A 21109-nucleotide genomic window follows, 5' to 3' on the forward strand; every position below is an offset into this window, starting at 1 on the left:
CTTTTTCTTATTCGTAATCTGCAAGATATTCATCTACATTGTCTGCATTAATTACTATGAAAGGTCTAAATATATTATGGTCATCGCCTTCAAACTTTTCTCCTGATAAAACTTTTTCATACATTTCCACACAAGCTTTTGCTGTTCTAGTGTTGGAGCCTTCAAATCCTACTGTTGTATTGGAAGCTTCATTACCGGCTTTGATTGCTCTCATCTGCTGCTCTGTAGCATCACCGGAGAAGATGCCGCAGTCTTCCGGAATACTGTTGTTGTACTTTGTCAGAAGTGCCTGATTTGCTCCGATATCGGAACCTGCACCGATTGTTACAAATACTTTACAGTCCGGATGTGCCTGAAGTACTGTCTCAACATTTGTCTGTGCATCATTTGCCTCAAGGCCTTCAATCTGGGCAACTACTTCATATTTGCCTTCTGCAGCCTTTAAACCTTCCAGGATACCATTTTCTCTTTCCAGTAAGATTGGTGTCTGGGGATACCCGATTACACATACTTCCGCTTTCTTGTCTGCTGAGTAATGCTCATTGATAAAATCTGCTGCAGGTCCTGCAATTGTCTTACCAAGCTCTGTGTTGTCAAGAACCCAGTTTACAGTTGTGTTCTCCATCTTGTCATCCCAGCACATTACCTTAATGCCTGCATCAAGAGCTTCCTTGCATACATCCTCGACTGCACTTGGATCGGAAGGATGAACCATGATCATATCCACACCTGCTGTAATAAAGTTTTCAATCTGACTGATCTGTGTAGCAGAATTGTCTTTACAGTCAACAAGTGTATACTCCCAGCCCTTCTCTTTTAGCATCTTTTCAACTTCGCCAAACACACCTGCCCAGTAGTCATTCTCCAGAGACTGAATTGTAATACCGAGTTTATACTTGCCGTCACCTTTGTCGGCAGTATCTTCAGTTTTCTTGTCGGAACCGGAATCCTCCTTCACAGGTGACTTAGTCGTACATCCTGCCAGCATAGACAGGCTCAGTACTGCAATTGTTAGCACCGCTATAATTCTTTTTTTCATAAACATTTCCTCCTTTTGGAATGATTTATTTTTTACACTTTCGTGTGTAAAAACTTAAAAGCTTGTAAACGCACCGTCCACCACAATATCGGAGCCTGTAGTGAAACTGCTTGTATCACCTGCCAGATATACACAAACAGACTGCAGCTCTTCCGGCTTTCCGAGTCTGCCCATCGGCGCCATCGCATTCCACTGTTCAATCAACGGAACAAGATGCGGTGCATTGTTAATCAGCTCGGTGCCTATATATCCAGGGCTGATACAATTTACACGGACACCTTTCTTTGCCCACTCTACTGCAAGTGATTTCGTCAGCATGATAACACCTGCTTTTGAGGCATTGTACGCACACTGGGGCTGAGGCACATTGACAATGTGGCCTGACATGGATGCTGTGTTAATGATAGATCCGCCTCCATGATTCAGCATGTATTTTCCTGCAGCAGTAGCGGTAAGAAAAACGCCTGTCAGGTTAATATCTATTACCTTTTTCCAGTGTTCAAAGGTCATCTCGTCTGCCGGTTCATTGATGCAGATCCCTGCATTACAGAATGCTGCTTCTAGTCCGCCCAGTTCAGAAACTACCTTTTCAACCATTGCGTCTACCTGCTCAGGTTCTGTCACGTCGGTCTTAACTGCTATTACCTTGCGCCCGGTCTTGTCGGCAAGTTCTTTTGCTGTCTTCTCTGCCTCGTCAATATCTACATCTACAATAGCCAGATCTGCTCCTGCTTCAGCAAATGCGGTCGCCACACTTTTACCTATTCCACGGGCACCTCCTGTCACAAAAATATGCTTTCCATCCAATCTCATTTTTTCAATAATACCCACTGCTTTTCGCTCCTTCCGTTCAAGACATAACCCGCCGTCAGGTTCGTTACGCTTTTAACAAGTAATTTAGTAAAACAATTTTATAAAATTGATTTTAAATATATTATAGTTGTTCTTCGAGATTGTGCAATATGTAAAATTACCCAAATATTGCTCTCTCTTTTTGTGTATATTAGCCAAGTCCCATGTCTTATTCCGCTATTTTCACTACTGCTTTTACAATTCTAGCTTTATCTTTTACGCTTTCGTCCATAGCTTTCTGGATATCGTTGAAGTCAAAGATATGAGTAGCAATACCCTTCAGATTGACTTTTCCCTCCGCAACTGCCTCGATTGCCATAGGATAAATATGACGGTATCTGAATACAGTCTTGAAGGTGACCTCTTTATCTAGGGCAAGGCTCATGGAAAGATTCATTTTGCCGGTCTTGCCATATCCCACGAGCACAATATTAGAGCCTTTTCTCACAACTTCGATTGCCTGATTCGTAGTAATTTCTGTTCCCGCCGTCTCAATAGCCAGATCGAAGCCTTCTTCTCCCGTGATACGTTTTGCAGCTTCAATCACATCTTCCTGACTTGCATTGATGACACCCGTTGCTCCCAGTTCCATCGCTTTTTCCAAACGTTTTTCCATAATATCTACTACATAAACTTTAGATACTCCACAGGCTTTCAATGCCATCATGGACACCAGTCCGATACACCCGGCGCCAAACACCACTGCACACTGTCCCGCATGGGCATCTCCCTGGCGTGCAGCATGGAACCCGACTGACAGAGGTTCAATCAGCGCCCCCTCCAGTGTGCTCACATTATCCGGCAATTTAAAGCAGAGCGTCTCGGGATGTGCCACATATTCCTGGAACACACCATCTACAGGAGGCGTTGCAAAGAAAACAACATCCTGGCAGAGATTGTATTTTCCCTCTCTGCAGAATCTGCATTTTCCGCAGGTCTTTCCCGGTTCCAGCGCGACCCTGTCGCCCGGTTTCAGATACTTGACTTTCTTCCCAACTTCGACTACTGTGCCTCCCGGCTCATGTCCCAGCACAAAAGGAGGCTCTACAACATAATCGCCAATTCTTCCACTTTCATAATAGTGCATATCACTTCCGCAAATACCTACGTACTCCAGTTTCACCAAAACCTCTTCATCCTCAGGAACAGGAATCGGCCTTGTAGTGTATCCCATCTTCCCAATTCCGTTCATAACCGCTACTTTCATTGTTCCTTCCATGTTCTTTCTCCTTTCAGCCCTCCCAAGTTATTTCTTCTAAATACTATTCATGAAATCTTCGATGTAAAATACAGCCGCCCCCAGCGCCGATGCTTCATTTTGGAATGTACATACAGAAATATAATCCCCCGCACCTTCGAAAATATTCCTCCTGGCAACTTTGTCCCGAAGTTCACTGATATAGGGCTTCATACAACTTCCAACATAACCCCCGAGAACCACTTCGCAGTCGAAACACATTCTCAGATTATCTACCGCAATAGACAGATCTTCTAGATATGTGTCCCATGCCTTCCTTATCTCTGGATTTTCCTTCTCCAATTCTACAAAGAACTGCTCCAGCTGACCATCGGTCTCTTTTGACAGGCGCAGAGCGGAACAATACGCATCCACACAGCCTTTCTTCCCACAGTAGCAGGTGTCCCCGTCTGGATGTATTGTAAGATGTCCAAATTCCCCACTATGCCAGTGATTCCCTATATACATGTTTTCAAATACACTTGTAGAATAGTCGTCATCTTCCATATACTCGGAAGAATTTTGAAACAGAATTGCCCCCCCCACTGTATTACTCAACGACAGGTAAACCAGATTCTCTTTTAGATATCCTAATCCCCATTCCGAGGCTGCCGCTGCACTGGCATCATTAATCAGAGTGCAGGGATAAGGAATATAGCGGGAAAACACATCTCCTGCTACATCGTATAAGTTCAATGCCCGTGAGTATGTAATATAATTTCTTGGCATATCCACTATGGCGGGAACCGAAATTCCGACACCTGTTACCTTATCCTTGTCCACCTGCTCTTCTTCAACAAACTCTTCCAGCACCCTGCCCAGAGTCTTAAAATATGCATCCTCAAATACAAATTTTTCCCGAAGACGTGCACTTGCTTTCACGGCCTTTGTCAAATCTGTCAGTACAATACCTATATGATTCTGTGTGATTTCGATTCCAAGTGCATATCGGATATCCTTCACTGTCGTAAGAGCCTTAGGCTTTCTGCCTCCATTGGACTCTAGTTCTCCCGCATCCAGAAGCACACCTGCTTCATTTAGTTCCCTCACAATTTGAAGAACCGTGGGGCTGCTCATGTGGAGTGCCGCAGCCACCTCGGGCATAGACGTCTTTTCTTTGCTGTTAATGTAGCGGAAGACCCTGTTACGATTTAATTTCTTTACCTCTGAGTTATTTTTGCTTTTCTTCATGGTGCCTTCTCTTCTGCCTTGTTAAAACTTAAACATTATTTTCTACTTTAATAAAATGTCTAATAAAGTGGTTGCAATAATAAAATAGCACTTTTATACAAACTTATCAATATTTTTATCTCTGATTTTATAGGTTTCGTCACTTTATACAATTTCAAGCTTGAAATTTTAGTACATTTTTTCTTATCATAGTCACTATATATCCGTTGTCTCACATACAATATATGTCCGCTGCCTCATATGTGCCATAAGGGGTTGATATCACGCTGCACGGCCAGTTCCCAGTTCGTGTCAGAGTAATAACTCCGTTCTCTTCAAGGATAGTTGTTTCTTCACATTTAGTTCCCAGAATGGTAGGATTCCATGCATATGCCTGATTCCTGTGCATAACAGAAGTCATTCCAGGAACAGCAACCCACTCTCTGCACTGATATCCCGTAGGCCCGCCCTGGTGATGAGCTTTCCACTCATCTTCCCAGCCAGCTTTACAGTACAGTTCTTTCACACAATCAAAGTATTCGCCATAAGAAAGACCATCTCTCATCATGGTCTGCATGCAGGCAAAAATATACTGTGTTTTTTTACACCGCTCTTTGATTTCCTCCGGAATATTACTAAAATACACAATCCTCGTCATGCTGATATTCAGTCCGTATTTTTCGCCCCCCAATACCACCATAAGACTTTTTTCAATCGGCTTATCTGTAGGAAAAGGATGGCGGTAATCCAATATCCTGGAATCAGAGCCTACCAGCACGCAATCCGGAGCGATTCCTTTTTGAATGCAAAGACTCTTGAGCAGACCGGCAATTTCGTTCTCCGTCTGCCCCGGCCTTGCGCTGTGGCACACATGCTCTGCGATTTTTGCACATTCCGTACCAATTGCCTTGTAGCGTAATTTTTCTTCCTCTGACAAAACCATTCTAAGCTCTATCAAACCTTCCAGTGCATTTTCCGTTCCCGCAATCCCGGTGTCAGATACGAATTTTCCTGGAGACACCAGCTCTCTTAGAGTTTCCTCTATAGACTCATACCAGGGAACCTCTATCACTGTTCCATGGAGAGGGTTCTGTTCTGCTCCCATGCGGGCAGCATCGCTGCTATCAGCCACCAGCCATACGTTTTCCCGGGTAATGACATAATAGGCAACACCTTCTGCATCGTTGGCAACTACATGGTTCTTCGCCCCCTGACTAATCCACGCATAGCTATCCCTTCTGCCCAGAATCACACCATCATAATCCTTCTGCCGCATCCATTCCCGGATTCTTTTTAATGTCTCCATATCGCACCCGCCTATTCCATCTCATGATTGATGCAAACCTTACCGGTCTTTCCTGTTGCAAATACTTCAAATGCTTTATCCGTTTCTTTTAGCGGAAATCTGTGTGTAATGATGTCGGAAGGATGGATTTTCTTTCTGTCTAAGAATTCCACCAGCCTTTCCATATTTCCCACAGAAGTCACCCATGAACCGTGAAGTGTCAGGTTCTTATGAAGCAGAAGGGGGCTTGGCTCAAAGGTTACAGTTCCCTGCTCCCCGAGGAAAACAACATTTCCCCACATTCTGGCAACTTCCAGACACTGGTGCCTTCCGATGCTGCTTCCTGAGCAGTCAACTGCAGCTTCAACGCCCTTTCCCTCTGTCAGATTCATCACTTCACTGACTGCATGTTCACCGCCCTGCACAACCTCATCTGCCCCGATTCTCTTTGCCATTTCCAGACGTTCGGGTGAGATGTCAACCCCAATAGCTTTCGCCCCCATTGCTTTGGCAAGCATAATTGCAGCCTGTCCTACAGGCCCAAGTCCCATAACCATGACGATATCTCTGCCGGAAACATTGGCTCTCAAAAGACCCTGATAAGCCGTTCCAAATCCGCAGGCTATCATGGCCCCGTCTTCATATGTCAGAAAATCCGGAAGATGAATACACGTACTTGTATCCGCTACCATATATTCTGCCAGTGCACCGTCCCTTTGCCAGCCGTATGCCCTCCGCTGGGGCTGCTGACAGTTGATAAAAAATCCTTTTTTACACTCATCACAATATCCGCAGCCCTGGATGTGATAAACCACTACTCTGTCACCTTCCTTGAAGTCTGTAACACCTTCTCCCACAGACACGACCTGCCCGCTTGGCTCATGTCCCGCAATGACATTGTCATACCTAGCTCCGCCGGTCTTATCCGTATGCTCAAAATAAATATACTTCAAATCACTTCCGCAAAGACTCGCCGCTTTCATTTTCAAAAGAACCTGTCCATGTCCCGGAACCGGTACATCACATTCACAGGACTCTACTTTTGCCCCTCCCGGCAGCTTCATGCCGAGCATTTTTTTAGGAATCTGCTGATTCATAATTACCTACCTCCTATTTTTTAAGCACAGTATAGCATCATTACATGACAAACTGAATTTCAAATCTTCTCTTTTCATGGACTATCTAACATCATACCAGTGTGCAATCCACAGGTATCAGGGGGCAAAATATAAATAGTCACCTTTTTTGTACTCTTTTGGTGATACCCCTACTACTTTTTTAAATATCCGGGAAAAATAATAAGGGTCTGTATACCCCATCTTTGTGCTTACTTCATAGATATACATATCTGTTGACTGCAGAAGTTTACAGGCCTCCTGCATTTTAAGGTGCAGAAAAAAGTCTACGGGGGACCGCCCTGTCTGTTCTTTAAAAATGGAATTTAGATAGCTTTTGGAAAGATCTACTTCCCTGGATATTTCCTCCAGCGTGAGCTGCTTTGTCAGATTTTTATACATGAAACGGATGACCATTGTCACATGCTTATCCTGAACACTGCTTTCATCCACTTTTTCCCTGTAATAGACTTCTGCCAGGAGAAGCGAGAGCACCTGCGATAAATAAATAAAATTTCCCATTGTATAATTTCGCTCTAGAACCCTGAAAATCAAGTTAAAAAAAACTGCCATACGGTTCTCACTGTATTTGGAATTAATCTGCACCGTCCTGCACTCATCCAGAGGAAAATATTTTGTATTCTCCCCTTTAAAATGAACCCACAATATACTCCATGGATCTTGATTATCTGCATAGTATTTATGCCTTTTCCCCCTTGGGATGCAAAAAGCCTCTGCCTTTTTTATAGAATAAGTTTTGCCGTCCACCTCTATGATTCCCTTCCCGTCTACACAGTAAATCAGAATATACTGGTCGGCTCCCTCCTCACGTTCCCTATAATGAGCCCTTGCCTTCGGAAAGAATCCCACATCTGTCGGGTAAAGGATTCTCACAAGGGGATGCCCTGCATAGTCCGCAAAGGATTCCGTTGGGATAATAATATAGCGTTCATCCTTGAATCCGTCTGATTTTCCTGAAAATTCACTCATATTCTGCCTCCGAAAAATGCTCGTGTTCTGTTGTTGGCTTCACTATAGCATTTCTGTGGAATATTGTCCATTTTTTTATAATTTATGCCATTCCAACTCTCTGCCTGCTATGCTACTCTTTATATACGATACCGTGAAATATATGCGCCGATACACCAAAGCCCGTGTAATTCACATCACGCCACATTTCAACGGAGTTCAGAAAGGAGTTATAAAATGCAAGAAAATCGTGTTCATGTATGGGAGGAAACCATTATACTTCCTACTTATCCAGTCTATCCTCCGGAGAAGGCCCCTCTTTTTCTGGAAAACCGGGCCTATCAGGGAAGCACAGGAAAGGTTTACCCACTTCCCGTCACCGAAAAGATTTCTGACCAGAAAGAAGATATGGCTTATCACGCAGTTTTTCTGGAGAATGATTTTCTTTTTATCATGATTCTCCCGGAATTGGGAGGGCGCATCCAGCGTGCCCTGGATAAGACCAACCAGTATGATTTTGTTTACTATAACCATGTTATTAAACCAGCACTGGTAGGTCTTACAGGTCCCTGGGTCTCAGGCGGAATTGAATTTAACTGGCCTCAGCATCATCGGCCCTCCACTTATTCTCCTGTGGACTTTTCCTTCCGGGAAAATGCAGACGGGTCAGCCAGCGTATATGTCAGCGAAATAGACAAGATGTACGGGACAAAGGGGATGGCTTCCTTTACCCTCTACCCCGATAAGTCTTATATCGAAATTAAAGGGCAGCTTTTCAACCGTACCGATTTACCCCAGACTTTCCTCTGGTGGGCGAACCCGGCTGTCCCGGTCAATGACCATACATTTTCTGTCTTTCCGCCGGATGTTCATGCAGTGATGGACCATGGAAAACGGGCAGTTTCCACCTTCCCTGTCGCTACAGGAGAATATTACAAATATGATTATTCTGCAGGGGTTGATATTTCCTGCTATCGGAACATAGAAGTGCCGACCTCCTATATGGCAGCTCATTCTGATTATGACTTTATTGGGAATTTTGATGAAAAAAAAGATGCGGGGCTGCTCCATGTAGCGGATCATCACATTGCACCGGGCAAAAAGCAATGGACCTGGGGGAACAGCGATTTCGGACAGGCCTGGGACAGAAATCTGACAGATGGGGACGGACCCTACATTGAGCTTATGACCGGGGTATATACCGATAACCAGCCTGATTTTACCTGGCTTAAACCTTATGAGGAGAAAACATTCACACAATACTTTATGCCTTACAAACATGTCGGGCGCGTAAAGAATGCCACAAAAGATGCCGCATTAAACCTGGAGTTCGACAACGGACAATGTATGCTCAAAGCTTATGCCTCAGGTAAATATCCGCAGACCGTCATCAAGGTAATAAAAAATGATGAAATCCTGTTTTCGGACACCGCAGACTTATCTCCTGATACGTATTATGAGGCCTCTTTTAATACTACTTTGACAGAGCTTACCGGATGTACTGCTGTGATTTTCGATAAAGACCAGAAGGAACTTGTGAGATATACTGCTGCTCCCCGGGAACTGGAACCCCTTCCTGCACCAGCAGCCGCCCTTCCTGCACCTTCGGAGCTGAAATCTGTAGAAGAACTTTACCTTGCCGCCGCTCATCTGGAGCAATACCGGCATGCGACCTTCCTTCCGGAAGATTACTATATGGAAGGGCTTCGAAGAGATACAACAGACATCAGATTAAATGACGGTTACGGCATGCTTTTATATAAACAGGGACGGTTTCAGGAAAGCATTCCTTACTTTGAAAATGCCATTCAAAAACAGACCTGGAAGAATCCAAATCCGGCTTCCGGAGAAGCTTATTTTCACCTTGGACTTGCCCTTACTATGTGCGGGAATGATGAGGAAGCTTTTGATGCTTTCTATAAATCCACCTGGTGCGCCGACACCCAGTCCTGCGGCTTTTACTGGCTGTCATGCCTGTCCGCCCGTAAAAAACGCTGCCAGGAGGCACTGGAATTTATCGACCAGTCACTTATAAGAAACTGGCATAACATGAAAGCCCGAACACTGAAAGCAACTCTCCTTAGAGTGCTCTCCCGTGATAATGGAGCCTTCATTGAGGAAAGTCTGAAAATCGATCCGCTGGATCTTGGACTTCTTTATGAAGAAGCAATTGTCTCCGGTGACCGTGAATGCTGGGTAAAACAAATGCGTACTCCGGCCCATAATTATCTCGCTTTGTCTCTGGATTATGTCAAAGCAGGGTTTTATGAAGACGCTTTTTCAATCTTATCAGCATACAGGGAATCTTCCCCTATGGTTGCTTATTATCAGGGATATATTCTGGGGAAAATGGGTGATATAGCTCAGGCCAAAGAGTATTATTCAAAGGGTGAAAAATGTGATTACAGCGGCTGTTTTCCGAATCAGCCTGAAGAGATATTGATTTTGGAAGGTGTCATCGCCGCACTGCACAAGGCCCCAAATGCACACTACTACCTTGGCTGCCTCCTCTACGATAAGAGGCGGTACGAGGGCGCTGCTGCCCACTGGGAACTTGCACTGCTGCAGAATCCGGAATTTGCCATGGCAAGCCGGAATCTGGCAATTTATTACTACAACAAAGAACAGAATCTTCCAAAGGCTTTGGACTTTATGAAGAAAGCTTTTGCGCTGGAATCCACGTACCCCCGCTTTCTGCTGGAATACAACCAGCTGCTGGAAAAGATAAGGGTTTCCAATGAAGGACGTCTCGTGCTCCTATCCGAACACCTGGATATGGTAAAAGAAAAAGATGCGCTGTATCTGGATTACATTACACTTTTAAACCTGACAGGACAATTTGATCAGGCTCTGAAACACCTTTCTTCCCATCAGTTTCACCCCTGGGAGGGCGGGGAGGGTAAGGTAAGCAAGCAATACCGATATGCCCTGATCCATAAGGCAATCCGGCTGATTGAAAAAGGAGATTATGATGCAGCTATCGATTTACTGAAAGCTTCCAAAACCTATCCCCACAATCTGGGTGAAGGAAAACTCCCCGGGACACAGGATGCAATGGCCGACTATTATATAGGAAAAGCTTTCCTTGGAAAGCAGGATGTGGAATCTGCCAGGCAGTATTTCCACATGGCAGTTCAAAAAGAGGAAACACCCTCCAGTGTGCTGTACTACAACGATCAGCCCTCTGATTTCATCTTCTATCAGGCTTTGGCGAAAGAAGAATTAAAAGACACTGCAGGGGCAAAAAAATGCTATCACCAGCTTCTTAGTTTCGGACAAAAACATATATTTGATGAGGTTGATTTTGACTACTTTGCGGTCTCCCTCCCAGAAATTGAAGTATTCCCCTCACATCCTAAAGAAAGGAACCGACTGTACTGTATGTATCTAATGGCACTTGGGAATATTGGGCTGGGGCATATATCAGAAGCACGGAAGCTGCTGGGAGACATACTGGCAGAATCACCGGGGTATCAGGGGGCAATCGAACATTTAGAATATCTCAGATAACTGTGCAGTGGGGCTGTCTATTTCAGGACAGTCCCTTTTCATATTCTCTAAAAATCAGTATTTACAACTCAATAATTCCTTTCACTACATTCTCTGCATCCTCTATGACACAGTCAAAGGCTTCCTTTACGTCATCAAACATGAATCGGTGGGTGACAATCTGTTTTACATCAATCGTTCCATTTGCTATAGCTGAGAGTGCAAGGGGATAAAGATTGCAATACCTGAATACAGACTTTATTGTCAGCTCTTTTCCCATTACTTGAGCAAAATTATAATTCAAATCACTTTCTACTGCAATCCCCACCAGCACAACTGTACCTCCTGCCCTTGCAAGCAGTGATGTCTGATATATTGTTTTTGGAGCGCCTGCTGTTTCGAATACAATATCAGCTCCTTCTTTTCCCAGTAAGCTTTTTACTGCTTTTACTGTATCCTGTTCCTTTGCATTTACTGTATAGTCTGCTCCCAATTTCTTAGCAAATTCGAGACGTTTTTCAAACAGATCAACAACAATTACTTTTGAAGCACCAAATGCTTTTGCAGACAATAATGTTACCAGACCTATGCATCCCGCGCCCAGTATCACAACTGTTTTTCCCGGCTCTACTTTCCCTTGTCTGCATGCATGCAGCCCCACGCAGAGTGGTTCTACCAGCGCACCTTCTTCTGTTGTCACATTGTCAGGGAGACAAAAGCACATATCTGCCGGGTGAACCACATAGTCCTGCAAAGCCCCTTGAATAGGAGGTGTCGCAAAAAACCTCACATCAGGACAAAGATTATACTTTCCGCTCTTACAAAACTCACATTTTCCGCAGGGAATCCCTGGCTCCAGCGCAACCCGGTCACCTATTTTTAGTGAAGTGACATGATCCCCAGTTTTAGTTATAGTACCGGCCACCTCATGCCCCAGGATAAACTGTCCGTCTACAATATAATCTCCTACTCTTCCATATTCATAATAATGTACATCAGAACCACATATTCCACAATATTCAATTTTAACCTGCACCTCGTCCTCTGCCGGCTGGGGCACCTCAATTTCACGTATATGCATTGTCCCGGGTTCTTCCATATAGGCTGTTCTATTCCTCATAACTACCTCCTAAGAAATCACTTTTACTTTTCTCCTAATCTTTACATACTGTAAACTGTCCAAAATTACCGCCAGCATAAGCACAAGTCCTTTCACCATCTTTTGCATAAAAGCGTCCATTCCGGCAAGAGACATGCCGTTACTTAAAATTCCGATTACAAGGATTCCAGCGAATGCTTTTGCCAGATTACCTTTTCCTCCATTTAAGCTGACTCCTCCCAATACGCATCCGGTTAGAACATCCATCTCATATCCTTCACCTGCACTCGGCTGCCCACTGCCTATTCTTCCAAGCATGACCATACCTGCAATCCCAACCAGAAATCCACAGCAGGTATATGCCATAATGCGTATTCTGTCTGAATTAATTCCTGACAGATTCGCCGTTTCTTCGTTGCTGCCTATGGCATAAAAATATCTTCCTAAATATGTTTTAGATAAAACAAAATAGCCAATCAGAATTATAATAATCATAATTAAAGCAGACACCGGCAAAAATCCGAATATATATGTCTGTCCCACCCATTTTAATGAGTTTGGAATTCCATAGACCGGGGTTCCTCCACACAGAGTATATGTAAATCCGTATAGGAAAATCTGCATTCCCAATGTCATAATCAGTGGTGGCACCTTCACCTTAGCAATAATAATACCATTTAGAAGACCAATGGCAGTTGCGATTGCAATAGATGCCAAAATTGCCAAAGAAATCGGCCAGCCCAGAATTGTAACAAACATGCTTATCGTGACAACCACCAGAGACACCACGGAGCCCATAGATAATTCGATTCCTCCTGTCAGAAGTACGAAGGTCATGCCTACAGAAAGAATTGCCATAATTGCAACCTGTTTTGAAATATTGATGATATTTGTTACTGTTAAAAATGCCGGATTTAAAGCGGTGAATATTACAAATAATATTACCAGTATAAAAACAACTCCATATTTTTTAAATAACTCTACAAATTTCATTTTTTCATCCCCCCTATACCAGACCGGAGGCATATTGCATCACGGTTTCCTCACTGAATTCACTTTTGCGCAGTTCCCCTGTACTTTTACCCTCGTGCATAACCATAATTCTCTCTGACATTCCCATTAGCTCCTCCATTTCAGACGATACAATTACAATGGCAATTCCCTGCTCTGCCAGCTCATTCATCAGTTTATAAATTTCCTGCTTTGCACCCACATCCACTCCACGGGTAGGTTCATCCATAAAAATAATCCTACAGTCTGCAGCCAGCCATTTTGCAAGCACTACCTTCTGCTGGTTTCCTCCGCTCAGAGAATTCGCCGGAGCTTCCAGAGTAGGAGTTTTTATTCTCAAAAGGTCTTTTTCCTTTTCTGCATACTTTTGTTCCCTTTTTATGTCCACTACCCCAAGCCTTGATATTTTTTTCAGAATAGCCAATGAAATGTTATGGCAAATGCTGTCTTCAAGGAGGAGCCCCTGTCTTTTTCTATCCTCGGTGACAAACCCCATTCCCTTAGCAACAGCATCTGCGGGATGCCTGATTTCCAATTTTTCTCCTTTAAGATACACCGCACCCGACAGCATAATATCAGCTCCGAATATTGCCCTCAAAAGCTCGGTACGTCCGGCTCCCACCAGTCCTCCGATTCCCAGGATCTCTCCTGCTCTTACCTTAAAAGAAATATTATTGACCTTGTCTGAAGTAACATGCTGTGCTTCAAAAATGACTTCTCCAATCTCATGATTTCTTTTCGGATACTCAAATGACATTTTTCTTCCTACCATATATGTAATCAGTTTATCCGTGTCCATGTTTTTCATGTCTTCTGTTATAATCTTTTTTCCATCCCGCAGCACCGTAACCCTGTCTCCGATCCGAAACAGCTCCGGCAGCCGGTGAGAAATATAAATAATCGTATACCCCTGCTCTTTTAAATCCAGCACGACATCTAAAAGTTTATCCACTTCATCCTCCGTCAGGGGTGCGGTGGGCTCATCCAAAATCAGAACTTTTAGATTCTTCGCAAGGGCTTTTGCAATTTCAACGAATTGCATATAAGATACAGATAAATCTTTTACGGCTTTTTTGCAGTCTATATTTACCTTTATCCTCTCAAATACTTCTGCAGCCCTTTTCTCCACCGTTTTTGCCTGAAATACGCCGCATTTATCCAATCGATTTCCTAAATACATATTCTCCGCAACCGATAAATCTTCCGCCAAGTTAAATTCCTGGTAGACCACCTCTATCCCCAGTTCCTTAGACAGTTTTGGGGACATGGTGTTATAAACACAGCCCTCAAACTCAATTGTTCCGGAATCAGGTTCATTCGCTCCGGAGGCCATCTTAATAAAGGTGGATTTTCCTGCTCCGTTTTCCCCTATAATGCAATGTATCTCCCCCTTATAAAAGTCTATGGAAACATCGTCCAGCGCCTGCACTCCCGGATAGCTTTTTGATATATGCTTTAGCGATAAAATAACATCATTTCCCGCCATAGGTTACTCCTTTCTCCGGCAGAAGCGGATTTTCCTCCCCGGCTGCACCAGGGGGAAAACCCTCTCCAGACCCTCCGATTATTTATAAAGATTCGTATCGGACTTCCACTCATCCGCAGTGTCAACAGTCACATTAACCATTGGCATAATAACACTTTCTGCATCCGCACCATTTAATACCTCTACACAGGCATCAACGGCCTGAGCGCCTCCGTTGTATACATCAAGTCCCACATCACCGCGGAGAATTGTCCCGTCTGCAACCATATCAATTGCATCTTTAACTCCGTCATTTCCAAACATACCGAACTTAGGATCCTTTACATCCTTACCTGCCGCCTTCCATGCCTCCGAAAAACCAAGCAGAGCGGTGTCATTCGTTGCCACTATACCCTTCATATCAGGATAAGACTGAGTCCATGCTTCCGCAGCCGCAACACCATCTTCTGTTACCAGGCCTTCCAATTCTTCCACAATCTCAATGCGGGGGTCTAATTTTGCAATAGCATCTCTGATCCCCTCTACACGGTCTCTCTGAAACTGAAACTCTTTATGCCACAATAATCCAAATTGTATCGGATCATCCCCTTCAAATGTTTCTTTTGTCCACTCTGCCGCCATTGTGCCTACGCGGTATCCGATTTCATAATTATCGCACAAAAATGTCAGCTGATAATTACAGGGTTCCCCTGTAGACGCATCTATTATGTTGTCATCATACGCACAGATTACAACTCCTTTATCCAATGCTTCTTTCACCACATCTGCAAATGCCTCCCTGTCAAAAGCATGAATAATAATTGCATCATAACCTTGGGCCACCATGTTTTCGATATTAGAAATCTGTGTGGCCGCATCATTATTGGCCACCTGGCAGCCATATTCCACACCCAGCTTTTTCGCCTCTGCTTCCATACCTTCTGACATTGTATTCCACACGGCCACATCCATAGTCTGCAGGCAAAAACCTACTTTGTAGTCTTCCTTCCCACTGCCTTCTTTTACATCGGTCTCTTTATCTGTGCTTTCTCCCGGAGCCTTGCTGCTGCATCCGATTATCATTGATACACAAAATATCCCTGTAAGCAGCGCCGCCGTAATTTTCTTTATTCTTTTTGACATCATAATCTTTTCCTCCTGATTTCTTTTATTTATGCAAGGCCGTATTTGGCCAGCATCTCTCTTTCAAAGTTCAATAAAAAGGCAGCTTCGCCGTCAATCGTTTTTTCCGTCGGTGTATCCAGGTTTCTCCATGTTTTTACATTGCGCCCGACTTCTCCTCCCATCATGACAAAAGGTTCTGAGACAATTCTTCCACGATAGTCTATATCTTTCAGTGCCTGGAATATTTCATCCCAGTTTATATGGCCTCTTCCCGGTGCCCGTCTGTTATTTTCACCCGTGTGGAAATTCACAAGATATGGTCCCGCCAGACGGATTGCATCTCCGATATTATTTTCTTCAATGTTCATATGATATGTATCCAACAACACACCAATATTTTTACTTTCTATCTCCCTTACATATTTGAGCGCCTCTTCTGCTGTATTAATCAATATGGATTCAAATCGATTTACCGCTTCTACACAATAGGTAACATCATACTCCTCTGCTGTTTTCACAACTTTTCTCATGCTGCCGACGCTTCTGTCCCAGAAATCGTCTTTGTTATCTATCGTATAGTCTGTGACACCCCAGCCCGCATAGCTTACTCCGGATATCACTTTTCCCTCCATAAATCCTACACGTTCTACAATATTCTTTAAATATTCAATTCCTGCCGCACGAACTGACTCATCCGCACTGGAAATATCATAGGCCGGATCCAGCCCCAGACTGTATGTTAATTCAATTCCACGTATATCTGCCGCTTTCTTAATTTCCTGCATCTTTTCCTTAGACATATCCAGCAATGGCTGTGCCTGAAATTCCAGAATATCAAAACCGATATCCGCTGCTTTATTGATGTATTTAATGTGGTCGGCGTCCCATTGTTTCTCCCAAAAATTCATAAAAATACCAAGCTTATTCATATACTTTGTTCCTCCTTCATCTTTTCTTTCATGTTTTTGTTTCCTTTCTTTGTACTTGTCAATCATTTGTTGCTTTTTTAAGTATATCATCCGGCCTTATCCCATACTAGGGGGGCTGTAATAGAATCATAGGGGTATTTTTTTGAAGTTACCAAAAAGCTCTGTACAGAAGCAGCAGGTTACTATGCTGCTTCGATACAGAGCTCTTTTTGTTTCTTTCTTTTATCACAACGTATTTATAAATCCAAAATCTTTTGCCTCGTGGACTTCTGTCAGTCCTTCTGTCTCAATTATCCCAATCGTATCTGCCACAAGCATGCTGGCATTGATATCAACAGAAACAACAATCAAAGTAATTCCTTTTTCCTTTAATCTCAAAATCAATTCCACAATATGTCCTCTCAGATTAATGTCCGTATTCTTGAAGGGGTTAAAGATGATTGCTAAACTGGGGTTTAAAAGATGAATTCGGTAGTAAATTAGTTTATACAAATCAAAAATATCCAGGGCCGAAACATCTTTTTCATCTATACATTCCCCCAAAAATTCCCTATACTCTTCCTTTACACTTTCTAAAACTCTTTCAGACACGATTTGCTCATGTACCTTTTTACCAAGCCCCAGGCAAAGATTTTCTATAAAGGTAAATTCCTTATAAATCATAGATTTGGTTGGATCGGGTGCCAGCAGCATAACCTGTGTCCCCAGAACCTTTTGCATTTTGCCAAATGACATTTGTTCTCCTTCGAGCCACATCTTACAGGGCAGCATGTCTTTTAGTTTTAAAAGAGAATCAATCACCCTGTTTTTATCATACAAAACAAGGCATTGCCCCGCTCTCATAATAAGATTCTTACTTTCTCTGCGAATTGTCCTAAGCCCCTTTACCTCAAAAATCACCCGGGAGGTGTTATGCCGGGGTGTAGCAGATATGTCAGGAAAAGAGTATATCATCTTCTGGAGCCATCTCCGGTTAAACTCATTTCTTTCAAACAGCTTCAAATCTCTTCCATCCTGCATAAATAAAATTCTGTCGCAAGAGTCTATAATTTCTTCATAATTGCTGCAAAAATATAAAAATGACATCCCCTGCTTTGCAAGATCTACCATAATATTCTTTAGAAGATTCAAGTGCGAAAAACTAATGCATTCACCTATCCCGCTCATAACAATGAGCTTTGCCCCCTGCTCAATTCCTTTCATAATCTCAACAATAATCCGCTCCAGCGGGGCTAGTTTATAAGCATTTACATCCGGTCTAATATTTACCTTCATACTCTCGCACAGCCAACGGAATTGTTTCCTGACCTGTGTTCTGTTATAGAAAAACTTTCTGTGCATTTTTTGAAGAACATAAATATTATCCAGAACCGTCAGCTCTGAAATCAATTTGCTCTTTTGTTCCAGCAAGTATACCTGATTTAAACTGTTATCACTATACATATGACTATTTACCAGTTTTTCGCCAACATAGATTCTCCCAAGCCGTATCGGACGATTTCTGCATAATAGTCTGAGCAGGTTCTCCCTGCCGCAGCCGTTCACCGGTATCAGCCCCAGTATTTCACCTTTATTCATATGGAAATTCATATTATCCAGATTGGTGATATCTGTCTCATCACCCACTACATTTTCCATTCTAAAAACTTCTTTTTTCATCATTCTCCTGCACATTTTTTGAAATAACCGGCAGCGTTATCTCTACGTCTGTTCCCATACCAGACACACTATTGATATGAACACCATATTGTTCTCCAAATAGAAGCTTGATTCTGTTATTCACATTTTGGATTGCAATACCGCCTTTCTTTTTCGCTGCTTCCTCCAGCTCATCCGATGAGTTACGAAGCAGCTTGCCATTTAGCTCCTCAAGAACCTTATTTTCCATTCCAACCCCGTTGTCTGAAATACGTATTATTAAATATTCCTTTGTTCTTTCTACCTTTATACGGACATATCCCTCCCCAATTTTAGGCTCCAGGCCATGATAAATAGAATTTTCCACAATAGGCTGCAGAATCAGTTTCGGCATAAAGAATTCTAAAATGCTCAAATCTGTCTCATTGTCATATTCTATCTGAATTTTTAGCCGGTCCCCGAAGCGGTATCTTTGAATGACATAGTAATTTTCTACGTTGGCAAGCTCATCCTCCAGCCTTACAAGCATATCTACATTCGATATTGTATAACGAAAAAATGTAGCCAGCGCTTCTGTCATATATGCCACCCCGTCGGCCCCATAGGTCACAGCTTCGCTGCGTATGCATTCCAGTGTATTATACAAGAAATGTGGATTAATCTGATTCTGAAGTGCAAGATATTGTGCCTGCTTTTTTGATAAATTCAAATACCTTGCTTTGTTTAACTTTTCCGCGAGATATTGAAATACCTCCGTTGTCTCTTTTGAAAGAGCCAAGTCTTCATGAAAAAATTCCTCAAAATTATAACTGTTTAAATATCTTTCGTAGATTCTAAGCAGATTCCTCTTATGCCGGCATATCAAAAAATACCATATTGTAAATCCCACAACTACCACAAAAAGGGCACCATATACTATATAAGAAATCTTCCCCTGTACTGCCGGCTTCAACAGAAAAAATATGACGCACCAAATCACAAACAGCAGTCCTCTGCTCCAGACTTTACATACAGTATTAAAATATATCTTTTCTACCTCCATAATAAAATATCCTTCTCAGCTATAAATCTTACGGTATTCGTTTGGGCGGAGCCCTGTATATATCCTGAAATTCTTAGTAAAATTTTTCAAATCATTGTATCCCACATTTTCGCAGACTACAGCCACGTTATCGTCAGTCTCTTTCAGTAACTCCTTGGCTCTCTCCATACGTACCTGAGTCAGATATTCACTGAATGTATAGCCTGCTTCCCTTTTAAATAACGTGCTCAGATAGGCTGCATTAAACCCAACCTGGGCACCAACAATATCGAGAGATATGCTCTTCTGATAGTTTTCTCTTATGTATCTCTTTGCTTCCCTTATTGGTCTGTTTTCTTCATTCATACAGGTAAAGACATACTCAGAGAATAATTTCATCACCTGTTCTTTTAGGAATTGCATAACTTCACTCAAGGAGCCTTGATTTTCCAAATTCCGGGTAAAGCGGTCATAATAGTCTTCATCCGGCTGCTCTGTCATATCATGGTTCTTAATTGTAAACAGAAAAAGTGTCATAACCTCTTTTGCCATTTGCAGAACCTCATACCCTGTCATCTCTTCACTTTCTGCCATTCTGTGATACAGCTCTGTTATAGAAGCTGACAGCTCACTTTCATTTAAGCTCTCAATCCCTCTCACAAATTTTTTATTAAACTCCCTGAACATCCGGGTGTAGGGAATCCGACTATTTTTTGTACCCACGCCTTCTATTAAACGGTTTGTTCCTTTGAATAATCTCTGTTCTACAGCTCTTCGTGCAGAGTTGGAAGAGTGAAACATCCCTTCCAGTGCATTTGTTACTTCACCCAGCCCAATCGTAATAAATAAATTTCTAAGTATATCTTTTTGCAATAGGAGACTGTCTAATAAATTTCTGACAGCATGTCTGACTTCTTTCGATTTTTCCTGCCTGTAATTTAAAAGAACATAGCAAAAATTGTCGCTCCATACATACCCGGTTTCCAGACATATCTTTCCTACAGTTTTAGTAATCAGTCTGTTCAGTTTATCATGAATATACTCTATTTCCTTCTTATCTGACAGCTTCAGTCCATCTATTTTAACAATAATAATCTGATATCTGCCCTCCTGAAAGTTAAAATGGTATTTCTCATTTATTTCTGTTCTTTCCATTGGCCCTTGCTTTAATTGATTCTTTAACAAAATATTTTCCAGAAATCCGCATCTGATTTTTTCTTTGTTTTGTTTGATCACCAGGGATGTCTTGAAATTATCTTCATCTTTTTGAATTCGCAAATAATAATTGTTGTGGATTTTTTCAAGTTCTTCATTCAATTCAATCTTTTTTACCGGTTTCAGCAGATAATTCTTCACTCCATATCTGATAGCATTCTGTGCATATTCAAAATGCCGGTACCCGCTTATAATAATAAATTCCGTTTCAGGGCTGATCGTTTTTGTCCTCTTGATCAACTCAAGTCCGTCATAGCCGGGCATTCTTATATCAGTAATTACCAAGTCAGGCTTATCATGTTCAATTATATCCAGCGCTGCAATCCCATCATTTACACATGCAATTACATCCATGTCCAGCTCTTCCCAATTCACCAGATTCTTGATTAACTGGCAAATCTTTTCCTCATCATCAGCAATCAAAACCTTCATTTTCATCACACTCCGTTT

General features: G+C 42.5%; 16 protein-coding genes. 1 reads left to right on the forward strand and 15 read right to left on the reverse strand.

The window, feature by feature from the left end; translation table 11 throughout:
• Positions 1-7: 7 nt before the first annotated feature.
• The 7 genes from EDD59_RS10340 to EDD59_RS10370 all read right to left on the reverse strand — a co-directional run bounded on the left by EDD59_RS10340 (position 8) and on the right by EDD59_RS10370 (position 7688).
• Positions 8-1039, reverse strand: coding sequence for a sugar ABC transporter substrate-binding protein (locus EDD59_RS10340; protein WP_132381531.1), 1032 nt, complete (start codon positions 1037-1039; stop codon positions 8-10).
• Positions 1040-1093: 54 nt separating this feature from the next.
• On the reverse strand, positions 1094-1870 hold the full coding sequence (locus EDD59_RS10345; protein WP_132381536.1) for an SDR family oxidoreductase: 777 nt from the start codon (positions 1868-1870) through the stop codon (positions 1094-1096).
• A gap of 190 nt (positions 1871-2060) precedes the next feature.
• Positions 2061-3110, reverse strand: coding sequence for an NAD(P)-dependent alcohol dehydrogenase (locus EDD59_RS10350; RefSeq protein ID WP_132381538.1), 1050 nt, complete (start codon positions 3108-3110; stop codon positions 2061-2063).
• A 36-nt stretch (positions 3111-3146) separates the two neighbouring features.
• Positions 3147-4319, reverse strand: a complete 1173-nt coding sequence (locus EDD59_RS10355; RefSeq protein ID WP_132381541.1) for an ROK family transcriptional regulator — start codon at positions 4317-4319, stop codon at positions 3147-3149.
• A 211-nt stretch (positions 4320-4530) separates the two neighbouring features.
• On the reverse strand, positions 4531-5604 hold the full coding sequence (locus EDD59_RS10360) for a M24 family metallopeptidase (RefSeq protein ID WP_132381544.1): 1074 nt from the start codon (positions 5602-5604) through the stop codon (positions 4531-4533).
• Between the two features lie 11 nt (positions 5605-5615).
• Entirely contained in the window at positions 5616-6680 is a 1065-nt protein-coding gene (locus EDD59_RS10365; RefSeq protein WP_132381547.1) for a zinc-dependent alcohol dehydrogenase family protein, read from the reverse strand.
• A 117-nt stretch (positions 6681-6797) separates the two neighbouring features.
• Positions 6798-7688 (reverse strand): helix-turn-helix domain-containing protein, encoded by an 891-nt coding sequence (locus tag EDD59_RS10370; protein ID WP_132381550.1) that lies wholly within the window; start codon positions 7686-7688, stop codon positions 6798-6800.
• Between the two features lie 216 nt (positions 7689-7904).
• Here EDD59_RS10370 and EDD59_RS10375 point away from each other — a divergent pair, with 216 nt between their 5' ends.
• The gene (locus EDD59_RS10375; protein WP_132381554.1) at positions 7905-11177 is read left to right on the forward strand and encodes a DUF5107 domain-containing protein; all 3273 of its coding nucleotides are present in this window, start codon (positions 7905-7907) and stop codon (positions 11175-11177) included.
• A 61-nt stretch (positions 11178-11238) separates the two neighbouring features.
• On the opposite strand, the gene EDD59_RS10380 is transcribed toward EDD59_RS10375, so the two are convergent.
• The 8 genes from EDD59_RS10380 to EDD59_RS10415 all read right to left on the reverse strand — a co-directional run bounded on the left by EDD59_RS10380 (position 11239) and on the right by EDD59_RS10415 (position 21091).
• Positions 11239-12276 carry an NAD(P)-dependent alcohol dehydrogenase gene (locus EDD59_RS10380; RefSeq protein WP_132381557.1) on the reverse strand — a complete coding sequence of 346 codons (1038 nt, stop codon included), beginning with the start codon at positions 12274-12276 and terminating at the stop codon, positions 11239-11241.
• A 9-nt stretch (positions 12277-12285) separates the two neighbouring features.
• Complete coding sequence (locus EDD59_RS10385) at positions 12286-13248, reverse strand: ABC transporter permease (protein ID WP_165920905.1); 963 nt, start codon at positions 13246-13248, stop codon at positions 12286-12288.
• A gap of 13 nt (positions 13249-13261) precedes the next feature.
• Positions 13262-14752 (reverse strand): sugar ABC transporter ATP-binding protein, encoded by a 1491-nt coding sequence (locus EDD59_RS10390; RefSeq protein WP_132381563.1) that lies wholly within the window; start codon positions 14750-14752, stop codon positions 13262-13264.
• A gap of 78 nt (positions 14753-14830) precedes the next feature.
• Positions 14831-15877, reverse strand: a complete 1047-nt coding sequence (locus EDD59_RS10395; protein ID WP_132381565.1) for a sugar ABC transporter substrate-binding protein — start codon at positions 15875-15877, stop codon at positions 14831-14833.
• A gap of 26 nt (positions 15878-15903) precedes the next feature.
• On the reverse strand, positions 15904-16785 hold the full coding sequence (locus EDD59_RS10400) for a D-psicose 3-epimerase (protein ID WP_132381567.1): 882 nt from the start codon (positions 16783-16785) through the stop codon (positions 15904-15906).
• A 225-nt stretch (positions 16786-17010) separates the two neighbouring features.
• A complete protein-coding gene (locus EDD59_RS10405) occupies positions 17011-18423 on the reverse strand; it encodes an ATP-binding cassette domain-containing protein (protein ID WP_165920906.1) in 1413 nt (470 codons plus the stop codon).
• 1 nt (position 18424) lies between these two features.
• The gene (locus EDD59_RS10410; RefSeq protein WP_132381571.1) at positions 18425-19465 is read right to left on the reverse strand and encodes a sensor histidine kinase; all 1041 of its coding nucleotides are present in this window, start codon (positions 19463-19465) and stop codon (positions 18425-18427) included.
• A 15-nt stretch (positions 19466-19480) separates the two neighbouring features.
• Positions 19481-21091 (reverse strand): response regulator transcription factor, encoded by a 1611-nt coding sequence (locus EDD59_RS10415; protein WP_165920907.1) that lies wholly within the window; start codon positions 21089-21091, stop codon positions 19481-19483.
• Between the last annotated feature and the right edge of the window lie 18 nt (positions 21092-21109).

Origin of the sequence: Muricomes intestini, from assembly GCF_004346165.1 — a bacterium.
In the GTDB taxonomy this organism is placed as follows: Bacteria; Bacillota; Clostridia; order Lachnospirales; family Lachnospiraceae; genus Muricomes; species Muricomes intestini.

Coding starts and splice junctions, on each gene's coding strand:
- EDD59_RS10340 (WP_132381531.1), bottom strand. CDS start 1,039: ATGAAAAAAAGAATTATAGCGGTGCTAACAATTGCAGTACTGAGCCTG.
- EDD59_RS10350 (WP_132381538.1), bottom strand. CDS start 3,110: ATGGAAGGAACAATGAAAGTAGCGGTTATGAACGGAATTGGGAAGATG.
- EDD59_RS10355 (WP_132381541.1), bottom strand. CDS start 4,319: ATGAAGAAAAGCAAAAATAACTCAGAGGTAAAGAAATTAAATCGTAAC.
- EDD59_RS10360 (WP_132381544.1), bottom strand. CDS start 5,604: ATGGAGACATTAAAAAGAATCCGGGAATGGATGCGGCAGAAGGATTAT.
- EDD59_RS10365 (WP_132381547.1), bottom strand. CDS start 6,680: ATGAATCAGCAGATTCCTAAAAAAATGCTCGGCATGAAGCTGCCGGGA.
- EDD59_RS10370 (WP_132381550.1), bottom strand. CDS start 7,688: ATGAGTGAATTTTCAGGAAAATCAGACGGATTCAAGGATGAACGCTAT.
- EDD59_RS10375 (WP_132381554.1), top strand. CDS start 7,905: ATGCAAGAAAATCGTGTTCATGTATGGGAGGAAACCATTATACTTCCT.
- EDD59_RS10380 (WP_132381557.1), bottom strand. CDS start 12,276: ATGAGGAATAGAACAGCCTATATGGAAGAACCCGGGACAATGCATATA.
- EDD59_RS10385 (WP_165920905.1), bottom strand. CDS start 13,248: ATGAAATTTGTAGAGTTATTTAAAAAATATGGAGTTGTTTTTATACTG.
- EDD59_RS10390 (WP_132381563.1), bottom strand. CDS start 14,752: ATGGCGGGAAATGATGTTATTTTATCGCTAAAGCATATATCAAAAAGC.
- EDD59_RS10395 (WP_132381565.1), bottom strand. CDS start 15,877: ATGATGTCAAAAAGAATAAAGAAAATTACGGCGGCGCTGCTTACAGGG.
- EDD59_RS10400 (WP_132381567.1), bottom strand. CDS start 16,785: ATGAATAAGCTTGGTATTTTTATGAATTTTTGGGAGAAACAATGGGAC.
- EDD59_RS10405 (WP_165920906.1), bottom strand. CDS start 18,423: ATGGAAAATGTAGTGGGTGATGAGACAGATATCACCAATCTGGATAAT.
- EDD59_RS10410 (WP_132381571.1), bottom strand. CDS start 19,465: ATGGAGGTAGAAAAGATATATTTTAATACTGTATGTAAAGTCTGGAGC.
- EDD59_RS10415 (WP_165920907.1), bottom strand. CDS start 21,091: ATGAAGGTTTTGATTGCTGATGATGAGGAAAAGATTTGCCAGTTAATC.